The organism is Desulfoluna sp. HI9BLuna (assembly GCF_056829775.1).
In genome coordinates, this window is the sequence record NZ_CP186555.1 from 3,637,843 (window position 1) to 3,660,677 (window position 22,835).

General features: G+C 61.2%; 22 protein-coding genes. 14 read left to right on the plus strand and 8 right to left on the minus strand.

The window, feature by feature from the left end; translation table 11 throughout:
• Positions 1 to 160 precede the first annotated feature (160 nt).
• The 7 genes from moaA to ACOYW0_RS14730 all read right to left on the minus strand — a co-directional run bounded on the left by moaA (position 161) and on the right by ACOYW0_RS14730 (position 7,718).
• Positions 161 to 1,141 carry a GTP 3',8-cyclase MoaA gene (gene moaA / locus ACOYW0_RS14700; RefSeq protein WP_482414606.1) on the minus strand — a complete coding sequence of 327 codons (981 nt, stop codon included), beginning with the start codon at positions 1,139 to 1,141 and terminating at the stop codon, positions 161 to 163.
• Between the two features lie 250 nt (positions 1,142 to 1,391).
• Positions 1,392 to 2,909 carry a uroporphyrinogen-III C-methyltransferase gene (gene cobA, locus ACOYW0_RS14705; RefSeq protein ID WP_482414607.1) on the minus strand — a complete coding sequence of 506 codons (1,518 nt, stop codon included), beginning with the start codon at positions 2,907 to 2,909 and terminating at the stop codon, positions 1,392 to 1,394.
• Positions 2,906 to 3,838 carry a hydroxymethylbilane synthase gene (gene hemC / locus ACOYW0_RS14710; RefSeq protein WP_482414608.1) on the minus strand — a complete coding sequence of 311 codons (933 nt, stop codon included), beginning with the start codon at positions 3,836 to 3,838 and terminating at the stop codon, positions 2,906 to 2,908. The genes cobA and hemC overlap by 4 nt, the downstream gene beginning before the upstream one ends.
• The gene (locus tag ACOYW0_RS14715) at positions 3,838 to 4,071 is read right to left on the minus strand and encodes an FmdB family zinc ribbon protein (RefSeq protein ID WP_180137275.1); all 234 of its coding nucleotides are present in this window, start codon (positions 4,069 to 4,071) and stop codon (positions 3,838 to 3,840) included. Before ACOYW0_RS14715 ends, hemC begins: the two co-directional genes overlap by 1 nt.
• Positions 4,072 to 4,210: 139 nt before the next feature.
• On the minus strand, positions 4,211 to 4,786 hold the full coding sequence (locus tag ACOYW0_RS14720; RefSeq protein ID WP_482414609.1) for a D-sedoheptulose-7-phosphate isomerase: 576 nt from the start codon (positions 4,784 to 4,786) through the stop codon (positions 4,211 to 4,213).
• Entirely contained in the window at positions 4,783 to 6,186 is a 1,404-nt protein-coding gene (selA, locus tag ACOYW0_RS14725) for an L-seryl-tRNA(Sec) selenium transferase (RefSeq protein WP_482414610.1), read from the minus strand. Before selA ends, ACOYW0_RS14720 begins: the two co-directional genes overlap by 4 nt.
• A 194-nt stretch (positions 6,187 to 6,380) precedes the next feature.
• Positions 6,381 to 7,718: an HDOD domain-containing protein gene (locus ACOYW0_RS14730; RefSeq protein ID WP_482414611.1), complete on the minus strand. Its 1,338-nt coding sequence runs from the start codon at positions 7,716 to 7,718 to the stop codon at positions 6,381 to 6,383.
• A 466-nt stretch (positions 7,719 to 8,184) separates the two neighbouring features.
• On the opposite strand from ACOYW0_RS14730, the gene pyrF reads away from it, so the two are divergent.
• Positions 8,185 to 8,913, plus strand: a complete 729-nt coding sequence (gene pyrF, locus ACOYW0_RS14735) for an orotidine-5'-phosphate decarboxylase (protein WP_482414612.1) — start codon at positions 8,185 to 8,187, stop codon at positions 8,911 to 8,913.
• A gap of 144 nt (positions 8,914 to 9,057) precedes the next feature.
• Here the strand turns inward: pyrF and ACOYW0_RS14740 are convergent, their stop codons facing one another.
• Positions 9,058 to 9,942 (minus strand): tetratricopeptide repeat protein, encoded by an 885-nt coding sequence (locus tag ACOYW0_RS14740; protein WP_482414613.1) that lies wholly within the window; start codon positions 9,940 to 9,942, stop codon positions 9,058 to 9,060.
• A gap of 544 nt (positions 9,943 to 10,486) precedes the next feature.
• Here ACOYW0_RS14740 and ACOYW0_RS14745 point away from each other — a divergent pair.
• The 13 genes from ACOYW0_RS14745 (at position 10,487) to ACOYW0_RS14805 (ending at position 22,823) form a co-directional block, all read left to right on the plus strand.
• Positions 10,487 to 11,596 carry a two-component system sensor histidine kinase NtrB gene (locus ACOYW0_RS14745; RefSeq protein ID WP_482414614.1) on the plus strand — a complete coding sequence of 370 codons (1,110 nt, stop codon included), beginning with the start codon at positions 10,487 to 10,489 and terminating at the stop codon, positions 11,594 to 11,596.
• A 24-nt stretch (positions 11,597 to 11,620) separates the two neighbouring features.
• Positions 11,621 to 13,042, plus strand: coding sequence for a sigma-54-dependent transcriptional regulator (locus ACOYW0_RS14750; protein ID WP_482414615.1), 1,422 nt, complete (start codon positions 11,621 to 11,623; stop codon positions 13,040 to 13,042).
• Positions 13,043 to 13,489: 447 nt separating this feature from the next.
• Positions 13,490 to 13,870 carry a response regulator gene (locus tag ACOYW0_RS14755; protein ID WP_482414616.1) on the plus strand — a complete coding sequence of 127 codons (381 nt, stop codon included), beginning with the start codon at positions 13,490 to 13,492 and terminating at the stop codon, positions 13,868 to 13,870.
• 185 nt (positions 13,871 to 14,055) lie between these two features.
• Positions 14,056 to 14,271, plus strand: coding sequence for a gas vesicle structural protein GvpA (gvpA, locus tag ACOYW0_RS14760; RefSeq protein ID WP_092209254.1), 216 nt, complete (start codon positions 14,056 to 14,058; stop codon positions 14,269 to 14,271).
• A gap of 270 nt (positions 14,272 to 14,541) precedes the next feature.
• The gene (locus ACOYW0_RS14765) at positions 14,542 to 15,198 is read left to right on the plus strand and encodes a hypothetical protein (protein WP_482414617.1); all 657 of its coding nucleotides are present in this window, start codon (positions 14,542 to 14,544) and stop codon (positions 15,196 to 15,198) included.
• A 113-nt stretch (positions 15,199 to 15,311) separates the two neighbouring features.
• The gene (locus tag ACOYW0_RS14770; protein ID WP_482414618.1) at positions 15,312 to 16,259 is read left to right on the plus strand and encodes a hypothetical protein; all 948 of its coding nucleotides are present in this window, start codon (positions 15,312 to 15,314) and stop codon (positions 16,257 to 16,259) included.
• 68 nt (positions 16,260 to 16,327) lie between these two features.
• Entirely contained in the window at positions 16,328 to 17,275 is a 948-nt protein-coding gene (gvpN, locus tag ACOYW0_RS14775) for a gas vesicle protein GvpN (RefSeq protein ID WP_482414619.1), read from the plus strand.
• Entirely contained in the window at positions 17,275 to 17,607 is a 333-nt protein-coding gene (locus ACOYW0_RS14780) for a hypothetical protein (protein ID WP_482414620.1), read from the plus strand. The genes gvpN and ACOYW0_RS14780 overlap by 1 nt, the downstream gene beginning before the upstream one ends.
• Positions 17,608 to 17,643: 36 nt before the next feature.
• The gene (locus tag ACOYW0_RS14785; RefSeq protein ID WP_482414621.1) at positions 17,644 to 18,393 is read left to right on the plus strand and encodes a GvpL/GvpF family gas vesicle protein; all 750 of its coding nucleotides are present in this window, start codon (positions 17,644 to 17,646) and stop codon (positions 18,391 to 18,393) included.
• A 64-nt stretch (positions 18,394 to 18,457) separates the two neighbouring features.
• Positions 18,458 to 18,994, plus strand: coding sequence for an Hsp20/alpha crystallin family protein (locus ACOYW0_RS14790; RefSeq protein WP_482414622.1), 537 nt, complete (start codon positions 18,458 to 18,460; stop codon positions 18,992 to 18,994).
• Between the two features lie 7 nt (positions 18,995 to 19,001).
• Entirely contained in the window at positions 19,002 to 21,131 is a 2,130-nt protein-coding gene (locus ACOYW0_RS14795) for a CDC48 family AAA ATPase (protein WP_482414623.1), read from the plus strand.
• The gene (locus ACOYW0_RS14800; protein ID WP_482414624.1) at positions 21,121 to 22,158 is read left to right on the plus strand and encodes a GvpL/GvpF family gas vesicle protein; all 1,038 of its coding nucleotides are present in this window, start codon (positions 21,121 to 21,123) and stop codon (positions 22,156 to 22,158) included. Before ACOYW0_RS14795 ends, ACOYW0_RS14800 begins: the two co-directional genes overlap by 11 nt.
• Positions 22,155 to 22,823 (plus strand): hypothetical protein, encoded by a 669-nt coding sequence (locus tag ACOYW0_RS14805; protein ID WP_482414625.1) that lies wholly within the window; start codon positions 22,155 to 22,157, stop codon positions 22,821 to 22,823. The genes ACOYW0_RS14800 and ACOYW0_RS14805 overlap by 4 nt, the downstream gene beginning before the upstream one ends.
• Positions 22,824 to 22,835: the final 12 nt, after the last annotated feature.

Consider the following 22,835-nt stretch of genomic DNA (forward strand, 5'->3'; position numbering starts at 1 on the left):
TTTGAAAAAAAGCTCCACAAAAAACGTTTGTAATTGCGAAAAAGTGGAAATTATTTCGGCGGAGCCTGGAAAGGCTTGCTTAAGACCTGTTTGTCAAACTTTTTAAAAGTTTGGCCCCCGGCAGGGCCGCCGGAGGCATCAGCTGAATAGTAACGTTTTTTTATCCGCCGATGGAGGACATCATGTCCTGGACCCCATTGGCCGAAAGGTCGTGGCGCTTGCCTTTGATACCGGCTGCATGGCGGAAGAGGGCGGCCAGGGTGGCGTCGTCGGCGGAGCCTCGCAGGGCGTCCTTGAGGTTCACGGTGACGTCGGAGAGGAGGCAGGGGCGCAGGTGGCCGTCGGCGGTGAGGCGAAGGCGGTTGCAGGTGGCGCAGAAGTGGTTGGTCATGGGGCTGATGAGGCCGATCTCCCCTTTGGCGCCGTCGAGTCTGAAGCGCCTGGCCGGGCCATCGTGGGGGCTTTTTGGCACAGGGATCAGTGTGCCAAGGGCTTGGAGGCGGCGGGTGATCGCAGGCGCCAGGAGCTCGCTGTGGTCGGGACCGGAGCCTTTGCCGATGGGCATGTATTCGATGAACCGGATGTGCACGGAGTGATCGAAGGTGAGGCGGGCAAAATCTTCCAGCTCGTCGCCGTTGGTCCCGTCCAGCAGCACGGTGTTGATTTTCACCGGGGCAAGGCCCGCGTCCAGGGCACCCTGGATGCTTTTTTTGACCTCGGCAAAGAGGTCTTTTCCGGTGATGCGGGCAAACCGTTCGGGCTTGAGGCTGTCCAGGCTGATGTTGATGCGGGTGAGCCCGGCCTCCTTCAGGTTTTGAATCTCATCTGCAATGAGGGTCCCGTTGGTGGTCACGGCCAGGTCCTCAAGGCCTTCCAGGGCGGCAAGCTCCCGGATGAACCCGGTGAGTCCTTTTCTGGCAAAGGGTTCTCCCCCGGTGAGGCGCACCTTTCGAATCCCCAGGGAGATGCCGATGCGCACAAGGCGGATCAGCTCTTCATAGGAGAGGATGTCCGTGTGGTCCATGTGGGCAAAGGGGGTGGGGGGCACACAATAACTGCACCGCAGGTTGCACCGGTCCGTGACGGAGATACGCAGGTAGTCGATGGTTCGGTCATAGCTGTCGGTGAGTGTGTGTGTCATGGCAACGTGCCTTTTATTATGGGGTCATGGCCGGGGGGTGCCCATGAAGGCGGCCACCGGCGTGGTGTACGGTAAATCCGGATGTTGATTGTAGCAGGAATAATTCAGGTGGCAAGGGGAGGATAGGCTTTAAGCATCTTTCTTGAATGCAGTTCGATGCAAAGGCGGATATGAAAAGCTGCGGCGCTGTGCCTTGAGAACGAAGGGCACAGCGCCGCAGTAATCCGCTTTCGAGGTGGCTCACCTCGTTTTATTCGGCAGCACCGACGATGGTGTCCACGAGGCCGTCGATGGTGAAGGTGTCGGCCACGAGGTGGGGGGTGAGGCCCAGCTCTTTGGCGGTCTCTTCGGTGACGGGGCCGATGCAGGCCACGGTGACGTTCTCCATGAGGGAGAGGTCGCCGTCCGGGATCATGGAGACGAAGTTTCTCACCGTGGAGGAGCTGGTGAAGGTCACCATGTCCACTTCTCGGTTGGTGAGGGCGTCGGCCACTTTGTCGGTGGAGGTGGTGTCCATGGTGGTGCGGTAGACGGCCACTTCGTTGACTGTGGCCCCCATCTTGGTGAGTTCCACGGGGATGACCGGGCGGGCTTCTTCGGCCCTTGGGAGCAGGATCTTTGCGCCCTGGATCTCCTGGTCCTTGAAGGCCTCCACAACGGATTCCGCCACGTAGCTGTCAGGCAGGACATCGGTGCCGATGCCGTATTTTTTCAGCTCGGCGGCCGTGGAGGGGCCGATGCAGGCGGTTTTAAGACCACCCAGAGCCCGGGCGTCCAGGCCTTTTGCGAAGAGCTCGTCAAAAAAGGTGATGACCCCGTTGACGCTGGTAAAGACGACCCAGTCGTACTCCTTGAGGGTGGTCAGGGCGTCGTTTACGGCTGCGGAGTCTTTGATGGGCTCGATCTCGATGGCCGGGGCCTCAAGGCACTCGGCACCCAGCTCCATGAGGCGGGTGGTGAGGCCGCTGGCCTGCTTGCGGGCGCGGGTGACCACGATGCGCTTGCCGAAGAGGGGGCGGTTTTCAAACCATGTCATGGTGTCGCGCAGGGAAACCACATCGCCCACCACGATGATGCTGGGGGACTTGAGCCCTGCTTTTCGGACATCTTCCACAATGGTGGCCAGGGTACCGGCAACGGTCTCCTGGCGGGTGGTGGTGCCCCACCGGACCAGGGCCACGGGGGTGTCCGAAGGCTTTCCGCAAGCACTGAGCTTTTCCACGATGTTGGGCAGGTTCTTCACGCCCATGAAAAAGACGATGGTGCCCGACTTGGAGATGGCGTCCCAATCGATGTTGGAGTTCTCCTTCTCCGGGTCTTCGTGGCCGGTGACCAGGGACAAGGTGGCGGTGAACTTGCGGTGGGTCAGGGGAATCCCTGCGTAGGCCGGGGCCGCAATGGCCGAGGTCACGCCCGGGATCACCTCCCAGTTGATGCCCTCTTTGATGAGGACTTCGGCCTCTTCGCCGCCGCGTCCGAAGATAAAGGGGTCGCCTCCCTTAAGGCGGGTGACCGTGGCCCCTGTTTTGGCTTTTTCCACCAGAAGGGCGTTGATGCCGTCCTGGCTCAGGGTGTGGTCTCCGCCCTTTTTGCCCACGTAGATGATCTCTGCATCTTTTTTGGCGTGGGCCAGGTGGGAGGGGGCGGCCAGGTAGTCGTAGACCAGGACGTCGGCTTTTTCGATGCACTCTCGGCCCTTGACCGTGATCAGGCCGGGGTCTCCGGGTCCTGCGCCCACCAGATAGACGGTTCCGTATGTCTTGCTCATGCTTGGTTCTCCAGGAGTCTCGTAAGGATATCTGCTGCGCCGGCCTCTTTGAGGCGCTCTGCCACGGTGACGCCCAGGGCTTGGCCTTGAGCGTTTTCGGCGGTCTCTTGTTCCATGAGGATGCGGGATCCGTCCACTTCGGCCACCAGGCCGCGGATGGTGACGTCTTTGCCGTCGGTTTCGGCAAAGGCGCCCACGGGGATCTGGCAGCTTCCTTCCAGGGTGTTCAAAAAGGCGCGCTCGGCAAGGACCGTGACCCGTGTGGGCATGTGGTTCAAGGGGGCAAGGGCCGCGTCGATGCGGTCGTCCTGTTCCCGGGATTCGATGCACAGGGCGCCCTGGCCCACGGCCGGGAGCATGAGCTCCGGTGCCAGGCATTCGGTGATGTGCTCACCGAGCCCCAGGCGCTTGAGGCCTGCGGCTGCCAGGATGATGGCGTCCAGGTCGCCTTCCGTCACTTTCCGAAGGCGGGTGTCGATGTTGCCGCGCAGGGTCTCGATCTGAAGATCGGGGCGCTTGGCAAGGAGCTGTGCCGAGCGCCTGAGGCTGCTGGTGCCCACGCGGGCGCCCTGGGGCAGGTCCTCGAAGGTGAGGCCGTTTTTGGAGATGAGGGCGTCCCTGGGGTCTTCGCGTTCGGGGATGGCACCGATCTTGAGGCCCTCGGGGAGGTCTGCGGGCATGTCCTTCATGCTGTGGACGGCCATGTCGATGCGGCCGTCCAGGAGGGCCTCTTCGATCTCTTTGACAAAAAGGCCCTTGCCCCCCACCTTGGCCAGGGGCACGTCGAGGATCTTGTCCCCTTTGGTTTTGATGACGAGGAGCTCGCAAGTGACCCCTGTGTGGAGTCGTTCCAGTTCAGATTTGACCCAGTTGGCCTGCCAGAGGGCCAGCTGGCTCCCCCGGGTGCCGATGACAATTTTATTTTCCATCAGGAACCGCACCCCGCGCAACTTGTGGCTGTGCAGCCGGTACAGGAAGAGCCGGAAGCCGATGAGGAGGAGATTTCACCCCCGGCTCCCTTGCTGACGAATCCGCAGCGGGACATCAGTTTGGCAACGTTTTTGTCGCCGCATTTGGGGCAGCTCTCCGGGTCTTTTCCTCCCATGACGAGGTACTCGAACTCGTGGCTGCACGCACCGCACTTGTATTCATAAATGGGCATGGTCTCACCTCATGGTTATTCGGGTTATGGCCCCTCAGGCCGGGCGTTTGGACGCATCGGACGGGCCTGTCCTTAAGTTCAGGGTTTTTCGGGTACGACACACAATAAGCACCCTGGGGCAGGATGGCAAACGGTGTCGTTAAAAATTTTCGGGAAAGAGGATCCGGTCCACCAGGTCGCAGAGGATGTGGCCCATGAGGATGTGGCTCTCCTGGATGCGCGCGGTGATCCCCACGGGCACGGTTAAGGCGATGTCGGCCATGTCGGCGGCGAGCCCCCCTTTGCCGGTGAATGCAATGGTGTGCATGCCTTTTTTTTCGGCGGCTTCAAGGGCCTTGACCACGTTGGGGGAGTTGCCGCTGGTGCTGATGCCGATGGCCACGTCGTTGATCTGTCCCAGGGCGGTGACCTGCTTGGAGAAGATCTCCTCAAAGCTGTAGTCGTTGCCGATGCTGGTGAGGATGGAGGAGTCCGTGGTCAGAGCGATGGAGGCCAGGGGCACCCGCTCGGTCTGGAATCGGTTGACGAACTCGGCGGCGATGTGCTGGGCATCGGCGGCGCTGCCCCCGTTGCCGAAGAGAAGGATCTTTCCTCCGGCGGTGAGGCTTTCGGCCATGAGGGTTGCAGCGTTAATCAGGCGCTCACCGTTTTCGGCGATGGCCGATTTTTTGGTCTCGATGCTGGCCTGAAGGGTGTCGTTGATGATGGTGATCATGGGCGGGCCTCCACAAGGGTCTTTAGGGCGCCTGCGATGAGGGGGATGTCTCCCTCCTGCAGGGTTCGGGGGTCGAGGATGAAGGTGTCGTTTTCAATGCGCCCGATGACGGGCGGCTCGTTTTCTCTCAGGGCCTTTTCCAGGGCACTGGCCCCCATGCCGGGGACGGTGAGTCCCACGCAGCAGGAGGGCAGCTCCAGAAGGGGCAGGGAGCCGCCGCCGGGCCGGGAGGCAAGGGCCAGGGCCTCGGTGGTGACGGGAAGGCTTGACAGGGCTTCCATGAGGGCGGTGGCCCGTGTTTCCGTCTCTTCCCTGTCCATGGTGATCATGCGCAGGGTGGGGATCTTGGCCACGGCCTCGGCCTCGTCCCGGTAGAGGCGCAAGGTGGCCTCCAGGGCGGCCAGGGTGAGCTTGTCGATGCGCAGGGCGCGGGTCAGGGGGTTCTTGCGGATGGCGTCGATGTGGGTCTTGCTGCCCACGATGATGCCGGCCTGGGGGCCCCCCAAGAGCTTGTCCCCGCTGAAGGTGACGATGTCGGCCCCGGCTTTCACCGACTGCTGCACCGTGGGCTCGCTGGGCAGGCCGTATTGTCCGAAGTCCACAAAGGTGCCGCTGCCCAAATCGTCCATGACGGGGATGCCCCGCTCTTTGCCCAGGGCTGCCAGCTCGGCCACGGAGACCGCCGATGTAAAGCCCACAATGCTGTAGTTGCTGGTGTGGACCTTGAGAAAGAGGCCGGTCTCGTCGGTGACGGCGTTTTCATAGTCCCGGAGGTGGGTGCGGTTGGTGGTGCCCACCTCTTTTAATATGCCCCCGCTTTTGGCCATGACGTCGGGGATGCGGAAGGCCCCCCCGATCTCCACCAGTTCCCCCCGGGAGACCACGGCCTCTTTGCCGTTGACCAGGGTATCCAGGCAGAGGAGCACGGCCCCTGCGTTGTTGTTCACCACCATGGCCGCCTCCGCCCCGCTGATCTCGCAGATCAGCTCCTCCACGGCGGAATAGCGCAGGCCCCTTTTTCCGGTGGCCAGGTTGAACTCTAAGTTGGAGTAGCGATCCCCCACGGCCTTGATGCGGTCCAGGGCTTCTTCGGCCAGCAGGGACCGTCCGAGGTTGGTGTGAACCACCACGCCGGTTCCGTTGACCACCCGGGTGAGGTTGGGGCGCATTTTTTTTGCGATGAGTTCATGGGCCAGGGTGAGCACCGAGGCCAGGTCCACGGTGGGGTCTGCCCCGGTGAAGATGGCGCGACGGGTGGCTTCCAGGGCTTCCCGGGCCGACGACGTGAGGACGCTTCGGGGCACCGTTTCTGAAGGGATCTCTGCCGTCAGGGCGTCAAGGAGGGTATCCACACCCGGCAGGGCGCGAAGCAGCTGTTTCTGAGTGTCCCGTAATTCCATTTTTGACTACCTAAAAATATAGTGGGATGCGGCGTGGTGCGGCTTCCCGTATCCGGGTCTCAAGGGACAGGGACGACAGGGAGCCCGCAGGGCCGGAGATGGTTTCATCAGTTCTGCCAAACCCCTTCTTTGTATCTCAAAAGGTCTGCCTCGGCAAATGCTTTTCCCCGCGGGAAGGGGGGCGTTGCAAGGGGTCAGGTGATGGCCAGTTCCGGGCTCCCGGAAAGCACCTGGTGGGGGATGGCGTCCACGATGGCGGGGAAGTCCGAGATGGACATATCCAGAAGCTCCAGCCTGCGGGACAGGGAGTTCATGTCCACCTTATGGAGGCTGGGGCTGGCGCTGAACATGTGGAACAGGGAATTGGCCACGGAGATGATGGTCACCAGTTCCCGGTGGGCTTCGGCCTCGCACGGGCAGTGGTGGTAGCGGATGGTGTTGGCGATGGAGGCAGGCAGGTCCCATTTTTTGGCCAGCTTGAGCCCGGCCTTGGTGTGGTTGGTCTTCAGGAGCCGGTTCTCCGTCTCCACCAGGTCGTTTTCACCCATGATCTCCCGGTAAAAGAAGGGGCGCGCGCCGGAGACAAACTGGTCCAGGACCACCTTGCCCAGGTCGTGGGTGAGGCCTGCGGAGTAGGCGGCAAAGGGGGAGGCCTTGCCGCTTAAAGAGGCTATTTTTTCCGCCACCAGGGCCACGCCGATGGCATGGTGGTACAGGCCGCCCTTGGCCAGGGAGTAGCCGGTGTAGCTGTTGTTGAGCAGTTTTTTTACGGCCATGGCCGTGACGATCTTGGCCAGGGCGGCCTGGCCGATGATGAGCAGGGCATCGTCGATGGAGTCGATGCCCCCCTGCCCGCAAAACACTGCGGAGTTGCAGTATTTGAGGACCTGGGCGCTGATCACCTGGTCTTTTCTTACCTCCTGGGAGAGGTTGTGGATGTCGTAGATGTCCTCATCGATCATCCGCAGGATCTTCAGGGCCACCTGGGGGATGGGCTGGATGTCGTCCAGTCGGGAGATGCGGCCGTGGGTGGTGTCATCGGCTTCCTGCTCGTCGGAGAGGAGTGCCGGGATCACTTCGTAGTCGAAGGTCTCCAGGTTGAAGTTGAGGCAGCAGGTAAAAAAACCGCCGGTCTCGGAAAGGGCAACCTTGATGCCGTGTTTGCCCAGCACCTCTTTGACCACCTCGGCCGTGCGCCCGCCGATGTCGAGGCGGATGTCCTGGTTGCTGACCTTTCCTGCCAGGGCCCCTCCGGCGATGACGGCCTGGAGGCGGGAGATGTCAGCCCCTTCGCGGACGAGACTTCCCAGAAACAGGGGCAGGCCGGTGGCGGCGTATTTTTCCCGGTTGTACTCGGATTTGTGGGAGACGGGCTCGGGCAGGAGGATGTGGTAGAGGCCCCCGATGCCGGCTTCGGCATCAAAGAGGGCGACCCCGACACAGGAGTTGAGGTACGCTTGGAGAATCAGGGGTTTTCGGGCGTTTACCTGGAACGTTCCTGCCGGAACATGATATTTCTGGTAGTAGGTCATACGGAGAGACTCTCTTGCAAGGGGTCGTTCCCAAGTGTGGTGAACAAGGCCCTTGCCATGTCGGGTGCCTGTTCAACCGGAATGCGCTCGGCAAAAGGACCGGATCGGGCTCGGAGAGGGGGGCACCGCGGCGGTGTAACCCCAAAGTGAGTGGTTGCTCACCCTGGTGGGTGCAAAAGGTCCCTTCCCGGCTTTTCAAGCGCTGTTAAGAGAAAAGAGGTAGCACTTTGCTTGGTGTATTGCAACCCAAAAGGCATTAAACTCACTGTTTTTTCATTGTTTTCGAAGGGCTATGGTCCGGTGTGCGGACCACGGTCCCGGCGGGGGGCTGCCGGAGGGGTGATGCCAAACGATTTTGATGCTTTATCCTGTGGGAGAAATAAGGTATACCCCCTGTGACCATGGACACAGCCGTGGTTTTTTATTGTTCAATGACCGCAATCAACATGAAGGTAAGGAGGCGCCCTTGGGTTCCCACGATCGAATCATTTTTCCTCTGGATCTCCCGTCGGAGAAAGAGGCGCTGGCGTATGCCACCCTGCTCTCCGGCAAGGTGGGGTTGTTTAAAATCGGGCTGGAGCTTTTCCTGGAGTGCGGGCCGTCCATTGTGGAGAAGGTCCGCAAGGCGGGTAATGCGGATATTTTCCTGGACCTGAAGCTCCACGACATTCCCGTGACGGTGGAGCGGGCTGTGGCCCGCGTGGCCGATCTCGGCGTGCGGTTTCTGACGGTGCACTGCGGGGAGTCCGAGGCCATGCTCAGAGGCGCGGTGGCCGGCAGCCAGGGCAAGGTGGGGATTTTGGGGGTCACGGTGCTCACCAGCGTGGGGTCCGAGGACATCCGCAAGTCAGGTTTTCTGCCCCAGTATGCCGACGACATGAGGCAGCTCGTGGTCAAGCGTGCGGTGATGGCCCACACCTGCGGGTGTGCCGGCGTGGTCTGCTCCGGCCATGAGGCTGGCGTGATTCGCGATGCCGCGGGCGACGGGTTTTACACGGTGACACCGGGCATTCGCCCGGCCTGGGAAGGCACGGGCGCGGACGACCAGAAGCGCGTGATGACCCCTGCCGCCGCCATGGCGGGCGGGTCCGACTACCTTGTCATCGGGCGGCCCATACGGGACGCTGCCGACCCTGCGGCGGCCGCGGACAAGGTGGCCGAAGAGATCGCCGAGGGGCTTGCCGCACGGCCCTGATCCCGGTTGCCATGGGCCCCATGGGGCCGAAAGATATCTTCGCTTCGGACACATAAAGCCCGACCCGCATCATGCGGATCGGGCTTTTATCGTTTAGGAGCCTTGCCCGAGATATTTCATGCGCAAGGCGTGGACAGCTTCGGGTCACGGGGTGTTGAGCTCCATGGCGTGATACCTGGCGAGGGAGACGGTTTCGGACCTGATGAGGTCGCCCTTCTCTCCGTAGTAGAAGAGCTCCACGTTGCCCAGTTTTTTGCCGGTGAGGTGATACTCCATGAGGGTGTAGTCCCCCTGGGCGTTGAAGTGGGTGATGGTTTTGTTTCGGTTGTTTTTTGTGCTGAACAGGGCGTGGTGAAAGGTGTCGCTGCGCCTGAGAACGCCGGCTTCGTTGAAGTGGTTGAGTTGCTTGAAGATGCCCTCCGGGCCGTCGTAGAGCGGATCTCCCTTGGAAAAGACCGTGGTGGTGGTTTTACCGCCATACAGATTGTGGGTCAGGGTGGTGCGGGTGGTCCGGGCGCCCGCCGTCCCCGAGATCCCCTCGGCCAGGAGCTCGATGGCCTTGTCCTTCCGGGACATGGAACCGGCTTTGCGCTTGAGTTCACCGTCCTTCAAGTGGTCTTTTGCCAGCCTGTTCTTTTTGCCGGCGGCGCTTTGCATATCGGAAAGGGCCAGCCCGAACTGGCCGGTCTTTTGGTAGGCAAGCCCCCGGGAGTAGAGAACGTCCGGGTCGTTGTGCCTTAGTTCCAGGGCGCGGTCGAAGTCCACGATGGCCTTGTAAAAAAGTTTCAGGCTGTGCCAGGCCAGCCCCCGGTTGTAATACGCTTCAAAATAGTCTGGGGAGGCTTTGATGGCCTGTGTGTAGCTGGCGACGGCCTCCATGTAGCGACCGGCCTTGAAGTGGCGGTTCCCCGTATCTTTTTGTGCCACGGCTGCCTGGGAGGGCCGGGAGGACACGGGGGCCTTGGCCCGGGCTGACGTGGGGACAGCGAGCAGTATGAGGGCCATAAGGGTGAAGAAAAGTTGTTTCATGGTCACGTCTCGGGTTGTGAGGGCTTCCCACGGGGCCCGGGGAGCCGTTCGGGCGGTATGGTAGGCTTGTCGGGAGCCTGCAACGGGGGGCCTACCCCGTTCAGGGGACGCGGCACCCTCCCTTGCCCTTGGAGCCTGAACCTGCGTTCAGGGATGGCTATTCTATAGATCGGGGGTGCAAAGGCTGTCAAGGAGAGGTCGGAGGCGTGGGGGCATCCGGCGGTGCGTGGGATACTATGGGGTTTTGTCGTATAAATAATTGACATTATAGCTGTTTTTGGTGTAATGTAAAGCAATTTGCTGCGGTGGTTATTTTGGTGGCCCATGGCCGTGATCCTGCCCGTTGGCCCCAAACCTGAAACACCGCGTCCATCCTGGCTCCTTTGCCCGTATCGTGACCTGCTTTCTCTCCGACTCAACGAAGACCATCACCCACCCCGGTAGACGGGCTGTGGTCGCGGGTTCTTTTCCGTGCCACACCCCTTGCATGGGCACAGGAAGACCATATCCCCGCCTTATCCGACCTATGACGAACAGGCGTGCCATGAAACGACCTGACCAGCGAGACATGCTCAAGGAAAAGGTACTGGAGTGCCATCGCCTGGCCTGCGCCTTGAGGATAAAGGAGCATGCCCTGGCCCACTCCCTCAATGCGGTCTTTTTCGCCGATTCCCAAGGGACCGTGTTTGACGTCAACCCCGCTTTTCTGAGGCTGTGGGGGTATGGGGAGACACAGGAGGTGTTGGGGGCAAAGCTGGATCGGTTTTTTATCCTCAAGGGGGGGCTTGGTAAGTGGCGCAGTGGGGTGGGGCCCACGGGAGAGGCGATTCGGGAGATGACGGCGGTGAAGAAAAACGGCACCGTCTTTCCCGTGGAGGCGGCCATCAGCCTCTTTCAATCATCGGGCCGGGGGCCCTCAGGGCTCATGGGGGCCTGCGTGGCCCTGGCGGAAAAGAGCCGCACCGAAGAGTTCAAGCGTCAGTCCCTGAAGCTCCTTGCCCTGGGACACCTGTCCGCCGGGCTTGCCCACGAGCTGCGAAACCCCCTGGCGGTGATCAGCTCCTGTGCCCAGTTCAGCATCGAAAATCTCACCATCGAAAGGCCGCTGGCGGAGAACCTGAAGGTGATCTACCGAAACAGCCAGAAGGCGAGCCGCCTGATTGAAGAGCTGCTCTCCTTTGCCAAGCCGTCCAACCTGGACTGGAAACGGCTGAGCGTGAACGCGCTTCTGGCCCATGTGGTGAAGATGGCCCGCCTTGAGGCCGGTCAGGGGAGGATTCAGACCTGCCTCAAGGCAGATCCCAACCTACCGCGGATCGTGGGGGACAGGGAAAAGCTGGAGCAGGTTTTTTTGAACATTACCCTGAACGCGTTTCAGGCCGTGGCGCACCAGGGGCGGGTGACCCTCACCACGCGGCATGTGAAAACGGCAAACATGGTGGAGGTCAACGTCATCGACAACGGGCCGGGGATTCCCGAGGAGTATCGGGAGCAGGTGTTCGATCCGTTTTTTACCACCAAAGACAACGGCACAGGCCTGGGGCTGAGCATTTCCCATGCCATCATCAAACAGCATGGCGGGCAGATACGCATCAGCGGAGACGCTCGCCACGGCACCGATATGTCCATTTTGCTGCCCATCGGGAAACCGTAACAGGAACGGAGACTGGGAGGCTGGATGAACAACCCCACAGAGGCGATGCAGAAAAAGATCATGGTGGTGGATGATGACCAGGACTTTCGCTGGGCCATCTCCAATGTGCTTTCCCTTGCGCGGTACGACGTGAGGCAGGCCCCCAACGGGGACGATGCCCTGAAGCTGTTAAACGACGACATGGCGGACCTGGTGCTTCTCGACCAGAGGATGCCCGGACAAGACGGCATAGCCGTTGCCGAGTGCCTGTATCGGCAGTACCCCTCCCTTCCCATTATTATGGTGACCGCTTACTCCGAGGTGAAAACCGCGGTGAAGGCCATGAAGATCGGGGTCCGCGACTACGTGACCAAGCCAGTCAACAACAACGACCTGCTTTACCTCATTGAGGAGGCGCTGCAGCACGCGGATATTTTAAACCGCAACCTGCCCGGGGCCGGGCGGTGCGTCGGGGAGAACCCCCTGTTTGAGACCATGGGGCGGAGCCATGCGGTACAGACCCTGGCCTGGAAGGTGGAGAAGGTTGCGGCCAGCGACTTGACGGTGCTCATCGAAGGGGAGAGCGGGGTGGGCAAGGAGCTGGTGGCACAGACCATCCATGCCCTGAGCCCCATGAAGGAGGGGCCTTTTGTGGCGGTGAACTGCGGCGCCATCCCGGAGACCCTCATCGAAAGCGAGCTCTTCGGGTACATGAAGGGGGCCTTTACCGGTGCCCAGGAGAACAAGCCGGGTTTTTTCGAGCTGGCCCAGGACGGCACCCTGTTCTTGGACGAGGTGGGGTGCCTCCCCTACGGGGCCCAGCAGAAGCTGCTCAGAACGGTGCAGGAGCGCTGTGTGCAGAGGCTGGGAGCCAAGCGGGCCCAGCCCGTTCAGATACGGATTGTGGCGGCCACCAACCAGGCCCTGGACCAGGACCGTCACTCCGACCGCTTTCGTTCGGACCTGTACTACCGCTTAAAGGAGTTTTACATCCGGGTCCCGGCTTTGAGGGAGCGCAAGGAGGATATCCCCTACCTTGCGAAACGGTTTTTCAACCGCAATCGCAAACGCTCTTACGGCAGGCAGGTCATGGGGTTTTCCGACGAGGCCATGGAGGCCCTGCTTGCCCATGACTGGCCCGGTAATGTCCGTGAATTAAAGAACATTGTGCGCCAGGCGTCCCTGATCTGCGAAGGGCAGCTCATCGAACCGGGGTGCCTGGCGCTCCATGCCGAAGACGAGGTGATGGCCCCTGCCGCGTTCCCGGTTCCGGCCACAGGCCTGGGGGGCCGCTCCCTCACCGATGCCATCAAGCATGTCTCGGGCCTCTGGGAGAAAGAGATCATCCGGGAAACCTTAAAACAGAGCCGGGGCAACAAGCGGGAGGCTGCCCGCCGGTTGAAGATCGATTACAAGACCTTGTATCGCAAACTCAAATCCCATGGCTTGGGCGGTACGGGCCATTAACCTCACCTGTTCTGTCATCATATCTCCTTTTCACATCTGTTTTTTTACTTCTTTCTACAGATATTCATCCGCATCATCAGATCCCATCGTGCTATGGCACCGGTGCCCCATGAGAGTCAGGCCTGCCACGGGTTGCGCGCGGGGCGGGTGCAGGGTGTAACCCCTGTGAACAAAAGGCCTTTTTGTATGGGTTTTCCGGCAATGGGTTCCGGGCTGTTTCTGTTGCCGTGAAACCGGGGGTGTCGGTGTGGGGTGCGGGTGCCCTTCCCCGAACGGGGGGCAGAGTGCCCGAAACCCTGATTTTCGGGCATTTTTCGCGATGGCGGGTGGTGGTACGCAAGTTGCATTAACTTGATGTAATGCGTAGCCAATATTCAACAATTTGTTAATTAAAAATAAAAATATCAGCCATGAAAAATGAATGAAAAACCTCCCTTGATATTGCTTGTGGAAGATTCGGACGAGTTGCTCTGGGTGGTCGCCAATATCCTTGATGCCGCAGGGTTTCATGTGGAGGCGGCCCTGAGCGGCGGCGAGGCTCTAGAAGAGTGGGGCCGCCACCCCGAGACAGCGCTGGTGATTTTGAACTATCGCCTTCCGGACATGAGCGGGCTGAGTGTGCTCCGAAGGCTTCGGGAGAGGGGGTACACCCGCCCGGTCATCGCCATTTCCGGGTTCGGGACCCGGGAGGTGAAAGAGGGGTTTTTGAGCAAAGGGGCCTTTGCGTTTCTTGAAAAACCCTTCGACATGCATGTGCTCATCGGTCAGTGCCGCATGGCCCTCAATGGCCAGCCGGGGATGAAGCCCGAGGCCGTGAACCAGGCCTAAGGGGCCGAGGGGACCGGACTCTCCGGGGAGGTTTTAACGAAGACGAGATTTCAGCATCCGGTGCAGGGCGGCCGGGTGCTGGACAGCGGAACGGCGGGCAACTTTCCGCGGTTCCAGGCACGTCCGGCGGTTGGTTTGTGATGAGACCGCATTGTTACTTACCCTTACGACAAAGGAGTGTAGCCATGGCAGTTGAAAAAACCAATGCATCGTCAAGCCTTGTGGAAGTTGTGGACCGGATCCTTGACAAGGGTGTGGTCGTGGATGCCTGGGCCAGGGTTTCCCTGGTGGGCATCGAGCTGTTGGCAGTGGAGGCCCGGGTCGTTCTTGCCGGTGTGGACACCTACCTCAAGTATGCCGAGGCCGTTGGCCTGACGGCAACGGCGACCACAACAGCCTAACATCAACGCGGAGGTGAGATCGGCAGGTATCCTTGAGGGCATCGAAGGCGCCTTTCAGCGCCCCTTTGATCACGACGCGAACCTTAAGCATATCTGGTATCTCGGGTGTTGATGGCAATGGATGGGACCGATCCCCGGGCGGCTGCAAAAGGCCCCCCAAAAAAGGGACGGCGCCATTTAAAAAAACCGTCAATCAATCCGACAATACCCCGCGGAGCCAAACCATCCTGGCTATTGTCCGATTTATTGACGGTTTTTGAACATAAGATCATGGAAAAAATAGGTGGGCGCATGGGCACCGGTGAGGAGTTGAGGCAACTGGCGGAGAGCATCATCGATTCCTATGAAGGGCGCGTCAAGACGGTGTGTGCCCTGATGGCACAGGCCCATGAGGTGCTGGTAACCTATCGATCCGACCTGGCGGCCATGGTGGCCGAGGTCCGGGCCAATCTGGCCGCCTCCCGCAGCCTGAGGCGCACGGATTTTGACGCCATGGTGGGGGATGTCCTGGACCGGCACCATCGGATCGAAACAGAAGCCGCCGGCCACCTGATTCGGTTTCGAACGGAAGAAGAGGAGGTGATCGAACGGTTGCGTCACATCATCAGCAGCGGGTGCGCAACCCCCCTTGAGGATGTGGAGTTCATCCGCGAAGAGATCCTCTCCCGGCAGAAGGAACGGGAACTGGAGGTGATCGGCATCTTGAAGCGGTTTCAGGTGGAGCAGGTGGAACTTAAAATCGGCCTGCGCAAGCTCCTGGACAAGGGGGACGAGGTGAAGGTGAAGGATCTGAAGACCATGCTCAAGGCGATCAGGGCCCAACAGAGCGAGACAAACCAGACGCTTTTTGCCTTTCTGGACGATTTTGACCGGATGCGAAGCCGCGTCCAGGGTCAGTGGCAGCAGGTGGCCCGCCTGAGCAGTTGATGGGAGGAGCCCCGGTCTGTGCCGGGCGGTGCGGCCGGAAGCATTCAACAACACGCGCAAAGGACGCTGAGCAACAGGCGTCCTTTGGGTCGGCAGTCCATGGAGAGGGTATCATGTCAACAACCCAGGATTTCAATCGGTTGGGGGAGGAGATCGCACAGGCGTACGAGCAGCGGTGTCTCTTCAGGGAAAAAATGCAGCAGGATTTTTCCGACATCAAAAAGGGTACGGCAGAGTTGCTCGGGGCCCTGGCGGAACATCGGTTTGAAATGGCCCAGGACCTGAAGGCGGGGTTGAAGCAGTTCACCGACGAGCTCGGGGAGAAGGGCAGACAGCGCCAGAAAGGGGCGGAAGATGCATCCCAGGACCGCATGGCGCAAATCGATGCCCTTCGGGCGGACATGCGGCAGATGGAGGCCGAGACCCGCAGCTTTCTGGAGGGCCTGGAGGGGGCGCACCGAGCCATGGGCGAGAGCCTCAAATCGGAGTTGGCTGAGTTTTCCAAGGCCTTTGGGTCCCGGTCCAAAAAGGATTTGACCCGCCGCGTCCAGGAGATCAAGAGCAGGCGGGACGATGTGGGGACAATGCGGGGAGAGATCCGCTCTTTTCTCGGGGGACTCGCCAAGACCCGGGAAGCCATGGAACGTGCCCGCAGGTCCGGCATGAAGGCCTTTGAAGAGGAGCGAAAGGCCGGTGTGCAGGATTTTCTGGATACGGTGCGAACGGAGCACCAGGAGATGGCCGCGGCCTGGCAGGGGATCGTGACGAAGATTACCTCGGTCCTGGAGCGGCACAGCCAGGAGAGTCCGGCCAAAGGCAAAACAAAGGGCGGGACACAGGCGGGGGCCTCTTCGGCGGCTGCTACGGGTGAGGCCGGAGACCTGGGCCGGCTCAAGGCCGAGATCGCCGAGACCCTTTCGGCCCATCCGGACGGGCTGAAGATGACCCAGATCGCAGAGATTCTCGGGATCGGGCAGTGGCGGATGCTCATTCCCATCATGCGAGACCTTCAGGATGCCGGAACGATCCGGAAAGAGGGGGCCCTCTACGTTTCCGAGTGATGGCGAGAATTCAATTTTGTGCGCCATCGTCATCCCCATGAGGTGGTGCCTGTGCAAAGGAGAGTGCCATGTCCATAGCTCACCCCACCACCGTCCTTGAACCCCGTTCCATGTCCGACTTTGTGGAGACACCCTACATCAAAGGTGTGGCGGACCGGGCCCTGGGGTACATCACCGCAGGGTTTCCCGTTCACCTTCGGGGCATTTCCGGCACCGGAAAGACCACCCTGGCGATTCACATCGCCGCCAAGCTGGAGCGCCCCCTGATCCTGATCCACGGGGACGAGGAGTTCTCCACCTCAAACCTCATCGGCAGCGAAAACGGATACAGCATCAGCAAGGTCCGGGACAACTTCATCCATTCGGTGCTGAAAACCGAGGAGAACATGAGCAAGCAGTGGGTGGACAACCGCCTGACCGTGGCCTGCAAATACGGGTTTACCCTGATTTACGACGAGTTCACCCGATCCCGCCCTGAGGCCAACAACGTGCTGCTCTCCGTGCTCCAGGAACGGATGCTGGACATTCCCACCACGGGCAACGGGGACAGCAACTACGTCAAGGTGCACCCCGATTTCACGGCGATTTTCACCAGCAACCCCGAAGAGTACGCAGGGGTCCATCGCAGCCAGGACGCCTTAAGGGATCGCATGGTGACCCTGGATCTCGACTACTTTGACGAGGAGACTGAGGTGGGCATTGTCCATTCCCGCTCGGGGGTCTCCTACGATGACTCCAAAAAGATCGTGGGCATTGTCCGGGGCCTGCGGGACTCGGAGGTGTTCGAGTTTGCCCCCACCATCCGGGGGTGCCAGATGATCGCCAAGACCGCCAGGGTGTTGGGGGCCTCCGTGGACAAGGACGATTCGACGTTTCGTCAGATCTGTGTGGACATTCTCTCGTCGGAGACCACCCGCATCGGGAGCCGGGCCACCAAGGAGAAGGTGACCAAAGAACTCTTCAAGCTCATCGACAAGCACTGCAACGGCAAGGCCAAGGCCAGGGAGAAAGGGTGATGGCAAAACATCGGCATGGAAAGGACATCTACCGGAGGGGCTACGGCAACATGCGGACCCCCATCAAGCACAACATCGCGGCCAAGTTTCGGCCGGTTCAGTCGAGTTACCTTGAGATGTTCATCCTGGACAAGCACCGGAGCCGCCTGCGGCAGGAGAGGGCAAACCTGCTGCGACGCATAAATGAGATCGAGGCCGAGCTGGCGGCCCTGGATGCCAAGATTCATGAGGTGAGAAGCGGGGTTGAGGTGGAGATGGACCAGATGGACGAGGAGCAGACGGGAAAGCAGGGGCCCGAGAGCGGAATCCGGACCATGCCACTGGGGTACTGACGGGTCACCATCTGCGCTTCCTATATGGGGTGAGGCATGAGACAGGACGGCAAATACGTGTACTGCATCATGGGTGAAAACGACGGCAGGAACTTCGGGCCCAGGGGCATCGGGGGGCGGGAGGATGTTGTCACCACCATCGGGTACAAGGACATCAGCGCGGTGATCAGCAACACCCCCATGACCCGCTACGTCATCAGCCGGGAAAACCTGACCCACCATGAGAAGGTGATCGAAGCGGTGATGAAGGAGTACACCATTTTGCCGGTGCGCTTCTGCACCATTGCCGAAAGCACCGAAGAGATCCGGACCCTTCTGCGAAACCGCTACGCCGAGTTCAAGGGGTTGCTCAGGGACATGGACAACAAGATCGAGATGGGGATCAAGGCGTACTGGAAAGGGATGCCCGGGGTGTTTCAGGAGATCGATCGGGACGATGCGTCCGTGAAAGAGCTCAAACATAAGCTTGGGGGCAGGGGAGGGGACGACGCCGGGATCAAGGAGGCCCTGGGAAAGGCCGTTGAGAAGGCCCTGGCCGTGAAGAAGGCCGATGAGAGCTGGCCCCTGGTGAACCGCCTGCGGCGTATCTCCGTGGACGTCAAAGCCAAGGAGCCCCAGGCCGGAGCCATGGTGTGCAATGTGGCCTGCCTCATCGATCGGACCCGGGAACGGGAGTTTGACTATGTGGTGGAGGAGCTGGCCGAGGCAAACGAGGGGCGTTATGCCTTTGCCTACGTGGGCCCGGCGCCTCCCTTTCATTTCGTCAACATTGAAATCAAAGCGTGATGGTCGCCCCGGCAGACGGAGCGGGGAGCCATCAGGCACCATCAGCAAGGCACGGGGGTAGGCAATGAGCGACAAGGAAAGATCCGACAGGAAGATGGAAGCCCACGGAGACTTCGGTTTCGGGGGGCTCTTGAAAGGACTCGGCAACCTCATCGACGCCGCCGCCAAGCTGGCCGAGACCGGCGAGGGCCAGAAGCGAACCGGAGAGTTTGACCTGAGCAGCCTGGACAAGATCAAGGGGCTCAAGGACATTCGGGGGGTCTACGGCATCAACGTGCGGACCCTGCAGGACGGCAGCCCCGTTGTGCAGTCCTTCGGCAACATCAAAAAGAGCCCCAAGGGGCCCGTGGTGGAGGAGGTGCGCGAACCCATTGCGGACCTTTTTGAAGAGGAGGGCCAGGTCCGGGTGGTGGTGGAGATGCCGGGTGTGGAGGCCGAAGAGATCTCGGTGTCCGTCTCCGACGACATCCTGACCATCCATGCCGAGGGCAAGAACCGGGAGTACCAGAAGGAGGTGCTGCTGTCCGAGTCGGCCCAGGAGGACCGGATGAACTGGACGTACAAGAACGGGATTCTGGAGATTACCCTAACCATGGATTAGAGGCCCTATGGATAAGACAAGCCTGACCCTGAAGGTAAAGGAGGCGGAGTCCAAGGATGTGGGCCGCGGCATCGTGCGGTTCGATCCTGCGGATTTTCCCGGCATCGGCGTGGAGGTGGGCGATATCGTCGAGATCAAGGGCAAACGAACCACCGTGGCCAAGGTGATGCCGGCCTTTATGGAGGATCGCGGCCAGGGATGGGTGTGCCTGGACGGCATCGCCCGGGACAACGCCCAGGTGGGCCTGGACGAGAAGGTCAGCATTGCGCCCTGTGGCTGCAAGCCCGCCCAGAAACTGACGGTGAGTCCCCTGACGCCCCTGCGGTCCTACGACTCCACCTACATCGGGAGCCTCCTGGAGGGCATCCCCCTGGTGACAGGGGACACGGTGCGGGCCAAGCTTTTCGGGGCCCAGACCCGGGACTTTCAGGTGACGGGCACCAAGCCCGACGGGGTGGTCATTATCCGTCCCGAGACGGCGGTGGTGATCCAGGAGCCCCGGGAGAAGGGAGAGGTGAAGTCGGCGCGGGTCTCCTACGAAGATGTGGGTGGCCTGGGCAAGGAGATCCGGCGGATCCGAGAGATGATCGAGCTCCCCTTGAAGTACCCCCAGGTCTTTGACCGGCTGGGCATCGACCCCCCCAAAGGGGTGCTCCTGCACGGTCCCCCCGGCTGCGGCAAGACCATGATCGCCCGGGCCGTGGCCAACGAGACCGATGCCTTCTTCAGCCATCTGAGCGGGCCGGAGATCATGAACAAGCTCTACGGGGAGAGCGAGGCCAACCTGAGGCGTATCTTCGACGAGGCCTCGGCCCGTGCCCCCAGCATCATTTTTCTTGATGAGATCGACGCCATCGCCCCCAAGCGGGAGGAGATGGGCGGGGAAAAGCAGGTGGAAAAACGGGTGGTGGCTCAGCTTCTGACCCTCATGGACGGGCTCTCCTCCAGGGGTCAGGTGATGGTCATCGGCGCCACCAACATCCCCAATGTCATCGACCCCGCCTTAAGGCGCCCCGGACGGTTCGACCGCGAAATCGAGATCAGCATTCCGGACCGCAACGGCCGCCTGGAGATCCTCACCATCTACACCCAGGGGATGCCCCTGGCCGACGACGTGGACCTTGCAAAAGTCTCTGAGATCACCCACGGCTACGTGGGGGCCGACCTGGAGGCCCTCTGCCGGGAGGCGGCCATGGCCTCCCTTCGCAACATCTTTCCCCGCATCGACTTTGAGTTGGAAGAGATTCCCATGGATACCCTGCTGAACCTGCAGGTGACCATGGGCGATTTCACCGAGGCCATGAAAGGCATCGAGCCCTCGGCCATCCGGGAGGTGTTCACCGAGGTGCCCAACGTCACCTGGGGGGATGTGGGCGGGCTGGACGGGGTAAAATCCCTGCTCAAAGAGACCATTGAATGGCCCCTGGCCTATGCCCCTCTGTTTGAGCGGGCAAATACCTCCCCTGCCCGGGGGATCCTGCTCCACGGCCCCCCCGGAACGGGCAAGACCCTTTTGGCCAAGGCCGTGGCCTCGGAGTCCGGTGTTAACTTTATCTCCGTCAAAGGCCCGGAGCTTCTCTCCAAGTGGGTGGGGGACAGTGAAAAGGGGGTGCGGGAGATCTTCCGCAAGGCTCGCCTGGCCTCTCCCTGCATTGTGTTTGTGGATGAAATCGACAGTCTGGTGCCCCAGCGAGGCATGCACGGGTCTTCGGCCGTCACCGACCGGGTCATCAGCCAGTTCCTGACGGAAATGGACGGCATTGAGGAGCTCAACGGCATTGCGGTGCTGGCGGCCACCAATCGCGTGGACCTCATTGACGCGGCCCTGCTTCGTTCCGGCCGTTTCGATTTCCACCTGGAGCTGCCCCCTCCGGACGGGGGGGCGCGCCGCGAGATTTTTTCCGTGCATACCAAGGGCAAGCCCCTGGCGGACGGCATTGATCTCAACGCCCTGGTGGCGGCCACCGAGGGCATGGTGGGGGCCGACATCGAGTTCATCTGCAAGGCCGCGGCCATGGCTGCCATCCGTGCCTTTATTGCCTCCGGGGAGAATGAGACGGAGCGGTTTGAGATCACCATGGGCCATTTTGAAGAGGCCGTGGAAACGCGTCAGAGGGATCGGGGCGATGGACGGTAACGCACTCTACCTTTACGGCTTCATGACCGCTGATGCCCCCTTGCGCCTGGGGCCCTTCGGGCTGGACAACGGGGAGGTCGTCCTCAAAGGCGGTCCGGGCCTTGCCGTGGCTGCAAGCGAGGTGGCCCCCGTGGACTTTCCGAGGCTGCCCCGGGACACCCTTTTGAAGTACGTGGCCGAGCACCAGCGGGTCCTTGAAGGGATGATGGTCCGGGGGCCGGTGATCCCCTTGAAGTTCGGTACGGTTTTGGGGCGGGGCTCTGAGGTGGAGGCCCTGCTGGCCAACGGCCGCTCCCGGATCCTGGCGGCCTTTGAAACGGCCCGTGGCAAGACGGAGCTGGATGTGGTGGCCCGATTCAGTGATTTTGAGCGGGAGCTCAGGGAGATCGGCACCTCCGAGGCCGTGGCCCATTTCCGGCGCGAAGCGGTGCTGGCCTCCGAGGCTGACCGGCAGAAGGCCCGGATGACCCTGGGCAAGATGGTCAAGGCGGAGCTGGAGCAGAAACGTAAAGGGTATGCCGAGGCCATCGTCGAGGGGCTCAAAGGGGCTTCGGCGGCTCTTGCCCCCCTTGACGTGCGGGACGATGCCGTCATCGTCAGCCTGGCTGCCCTGGTGGAGGAGAAGGAGACGCCCCGCTTTGAAGAGGCCCTCACCGATCTGGATCGGCGCCTTGAAGACCGGGTCGACTTTCGCCTCATCGGGCCCCTTCCCTGCAACAGTTTTTACACCCTGTCCGTCCAGCAGGTGGACTTTGCCGAGATCGACGGGGCCCGAAGGTGCCTCTCCCTTCCCGAGCGCGTGACCCCGTCGGATATCCGGGAGGCTTACCGGCTCATGGTCCGGGAATGCCATCCGGACAGCAGCTCCCACGGAGACCTTCAGGCAGGCCGGTTTGAGGACGTGAGCAAATCGTACCGGCTGCTCCTGGCGTTGTGCGGGGAGGGGCCGGTCTCCTTTGCAAAGGGCGGTGAGAGCCGGTGGCTGACGGTTCAGCGGTCGGATCAAACCGGCAGGGGGGGGCCATGAGAGAGCTGATCCTGGTACCCATGATCCATTCTGACCCCGACTTGGGGGCGGCCGCCGAGAAGATCCGGCTCATGCGGGAAAAACTTTACGGACCGGACCGGCTTGCGCGCCACGAAGCGGTGGTGACGGCCTTCTGGGGAGGGGTGGAGCAGCGCCTGGGAGCCGAAGATGCCCACCGGCTCAAGATCTATCAAGACGGCATGGTGGAGGCCGGCGAGATCGGCGATGCGGTGGTGCGGGAACTGGCCGCCAAGGGGAGCCCCAACTTCCTGTGCATCTCCCGTCTCATGGCGCAGGGGGCGGAGATTCGAAAGACCGAGGATCTTGCCCTGATCCGCCGGGAGTACGAACTCACCATGAACCTGGTGCAGGCCCGGTCCCTGTGGCAGAAGCTCTATCGCCTGGCCCTGTCGCGGTTTCAAAGACGGGGGCTCCTGAAGCGCCGGGACCGGTTCATGGCGCATCGGATCAACACGACCCTGGAAGACGGGGAGGTGGGCGTTCTCTTTGTGGGGGCGGCCCATCAGGTGCAGCAACACCTTGACGCGGACATTGGCGTGGAACCTTTCAAAACGCCCGGGCTGGTCCGGGCATACATGAAGGCGGTGAAGCGTCGCGGGGGAGAAGAGGAACTCCTTCGCCTGGGCGAGGAACTGATCGGGTGACACAAAGGTGAC

Excerpts from the sequence above, each read along its gene's own strand:
- moaA (WP_482414606.1), bottom strand. The coding sequence starts at position 1,141 with ATGACACACACACTCACCGACAGCTATGACCGAACCATCGACTACCTG.
- cobA (WP_482414607.1), bottom strand. The coding sequence starts at position 2,909 with ATGAGCAAGACATACGGAACCGTCTATCTGGTGGGCGCAGGACCCGGA.
- hemC (WP_482414608.1), bottom strand. The coding sequence starts at position 3,838 with ATGGAAAATAAAATTGTCATCGGCACCCGGGGGAGCCAGCTGGCCCTC.
- ACOYW0_RS14715 (WP_180137275.1), bottom strand. The coding sequence starts at position 4,071 with ATGCCCATTTATGAATACAAGTGCGGTGCGTGCAGCCACGAGTTCGAG.
- ACOYW0_RS14720 (WP_482414609.1), bottom strand. The coding sequence starts at position 4,786 with ATGATCACCATCATCAACGACACCCTTCAGGCCAGCATCGAGACCAAA.
- selA (WP_482414610.1), bottom strand. The coding sequence starts at position 6,186 with ATGGAATTACGGGACACTCAGAAACAGCTGCTTCGCGCCCTGCCGGGT.
- ACOYW0_RS14730 (WP_482414611.1), bottom strand. The coding sequence starts at position 7,718 with ATGACCTACTACCAGAAATATCATGTTCCGGCAGGAACGTTCCAGGTA.
- ACOYW0_RS14740 (WP_482414613.1), bottom strand. The coding sequence starts at position 9,942 with ATGAAACAACTTTTCTTCACCCTTATGGCCCTCATACTGCTCGCTGTC.
- ACOYW0_RS14745 (WP_482414614.1), top strand. The coding sequence starts at position 10,487 with ATGAAACGACCTGACCAGCGAGACATGCTCAAGGAAAAGGTACTGGAG.
- ACOYW0_RS14750 (WP_482414615.1), top strand. The coding sequence starts at position 11,621 with ATGAACAACCCCACAGAGGCGATGCAGAAAAAGATCATGGTGGTGGAT.
- gvpA (WP_092209254.1), top strand. The coding sequence starts at position 14,056 with ATGGCAGTTGAAAAAACCAATGCATCGTCAAGCCTTGTGGAAGTTGTG.
- ACOYW0_RS14765 (WP_482414617.1), top strand. The coding sequence starts at position 14,542 with ATGGAAAAAATAGGTGGGCGCATGGGCACCGGTGAGGAGTTGAGGCAA.
- ACOYW0_RS14770 (WP_482414618.1), top strand. The coding sequence starts at position 15,312 with ATGTCAACAACCCAGGATTTCAATCGGTTGGGGGAGGAGATCGCACAG.
- gvpN (WP_482414619.1), top strand. The coding sequence starts at position 16,328 with ATGTCCATAGCTCACCCCACCACCGTCCTTGAACCCCGTTCCATGTCC.
- ACOYW0_RS14780 (WP_482414620.1), top strand. The coding sequence starts at position 17,275 with ATGGCAAAACATCGGCATGGAAAGGACATCTACCGGAGGGGCTACGGC.
- ACOYW0_RS14785 (WP_482414621.1), top strand. The coding sequence starts at position 17,644 with ATGAGACAGGACGGCAAATACGTGTACTGCATCATGGGTGAAAACGAC.
- ACOYW0_RS14790 (WP_482414622.1), top strand. The coding sequence starts at position 18,458 with ATGAGCGACAAGGAAAGATCCGACAGGAAGATGGAAGCCCACGGAGAC.
- ACOYW0_RS14795 (WP_482414623.1), top strand. The coding sequence starts at position 19,002 with ATGGATAAGACAAGCCTGACCCTGAAGGTAAAGGAGGCGGAGTCCAAG.
- ACOYW0_RS14800 (WP_482414624.1), top strand. The coding sequence starts at position 21,121 with ATGGACGGTAACGCACTCTACCTTTACGGCTTCATGACCGCTGATGCC.
- ACOYW0_RS14805 (WP_482414625.1), top strand. The coding sequence starts at position 22,155 with ATGAGAGAGCTGATCCTGGTACCCATGATCCATTCTGACCCCGACTTG.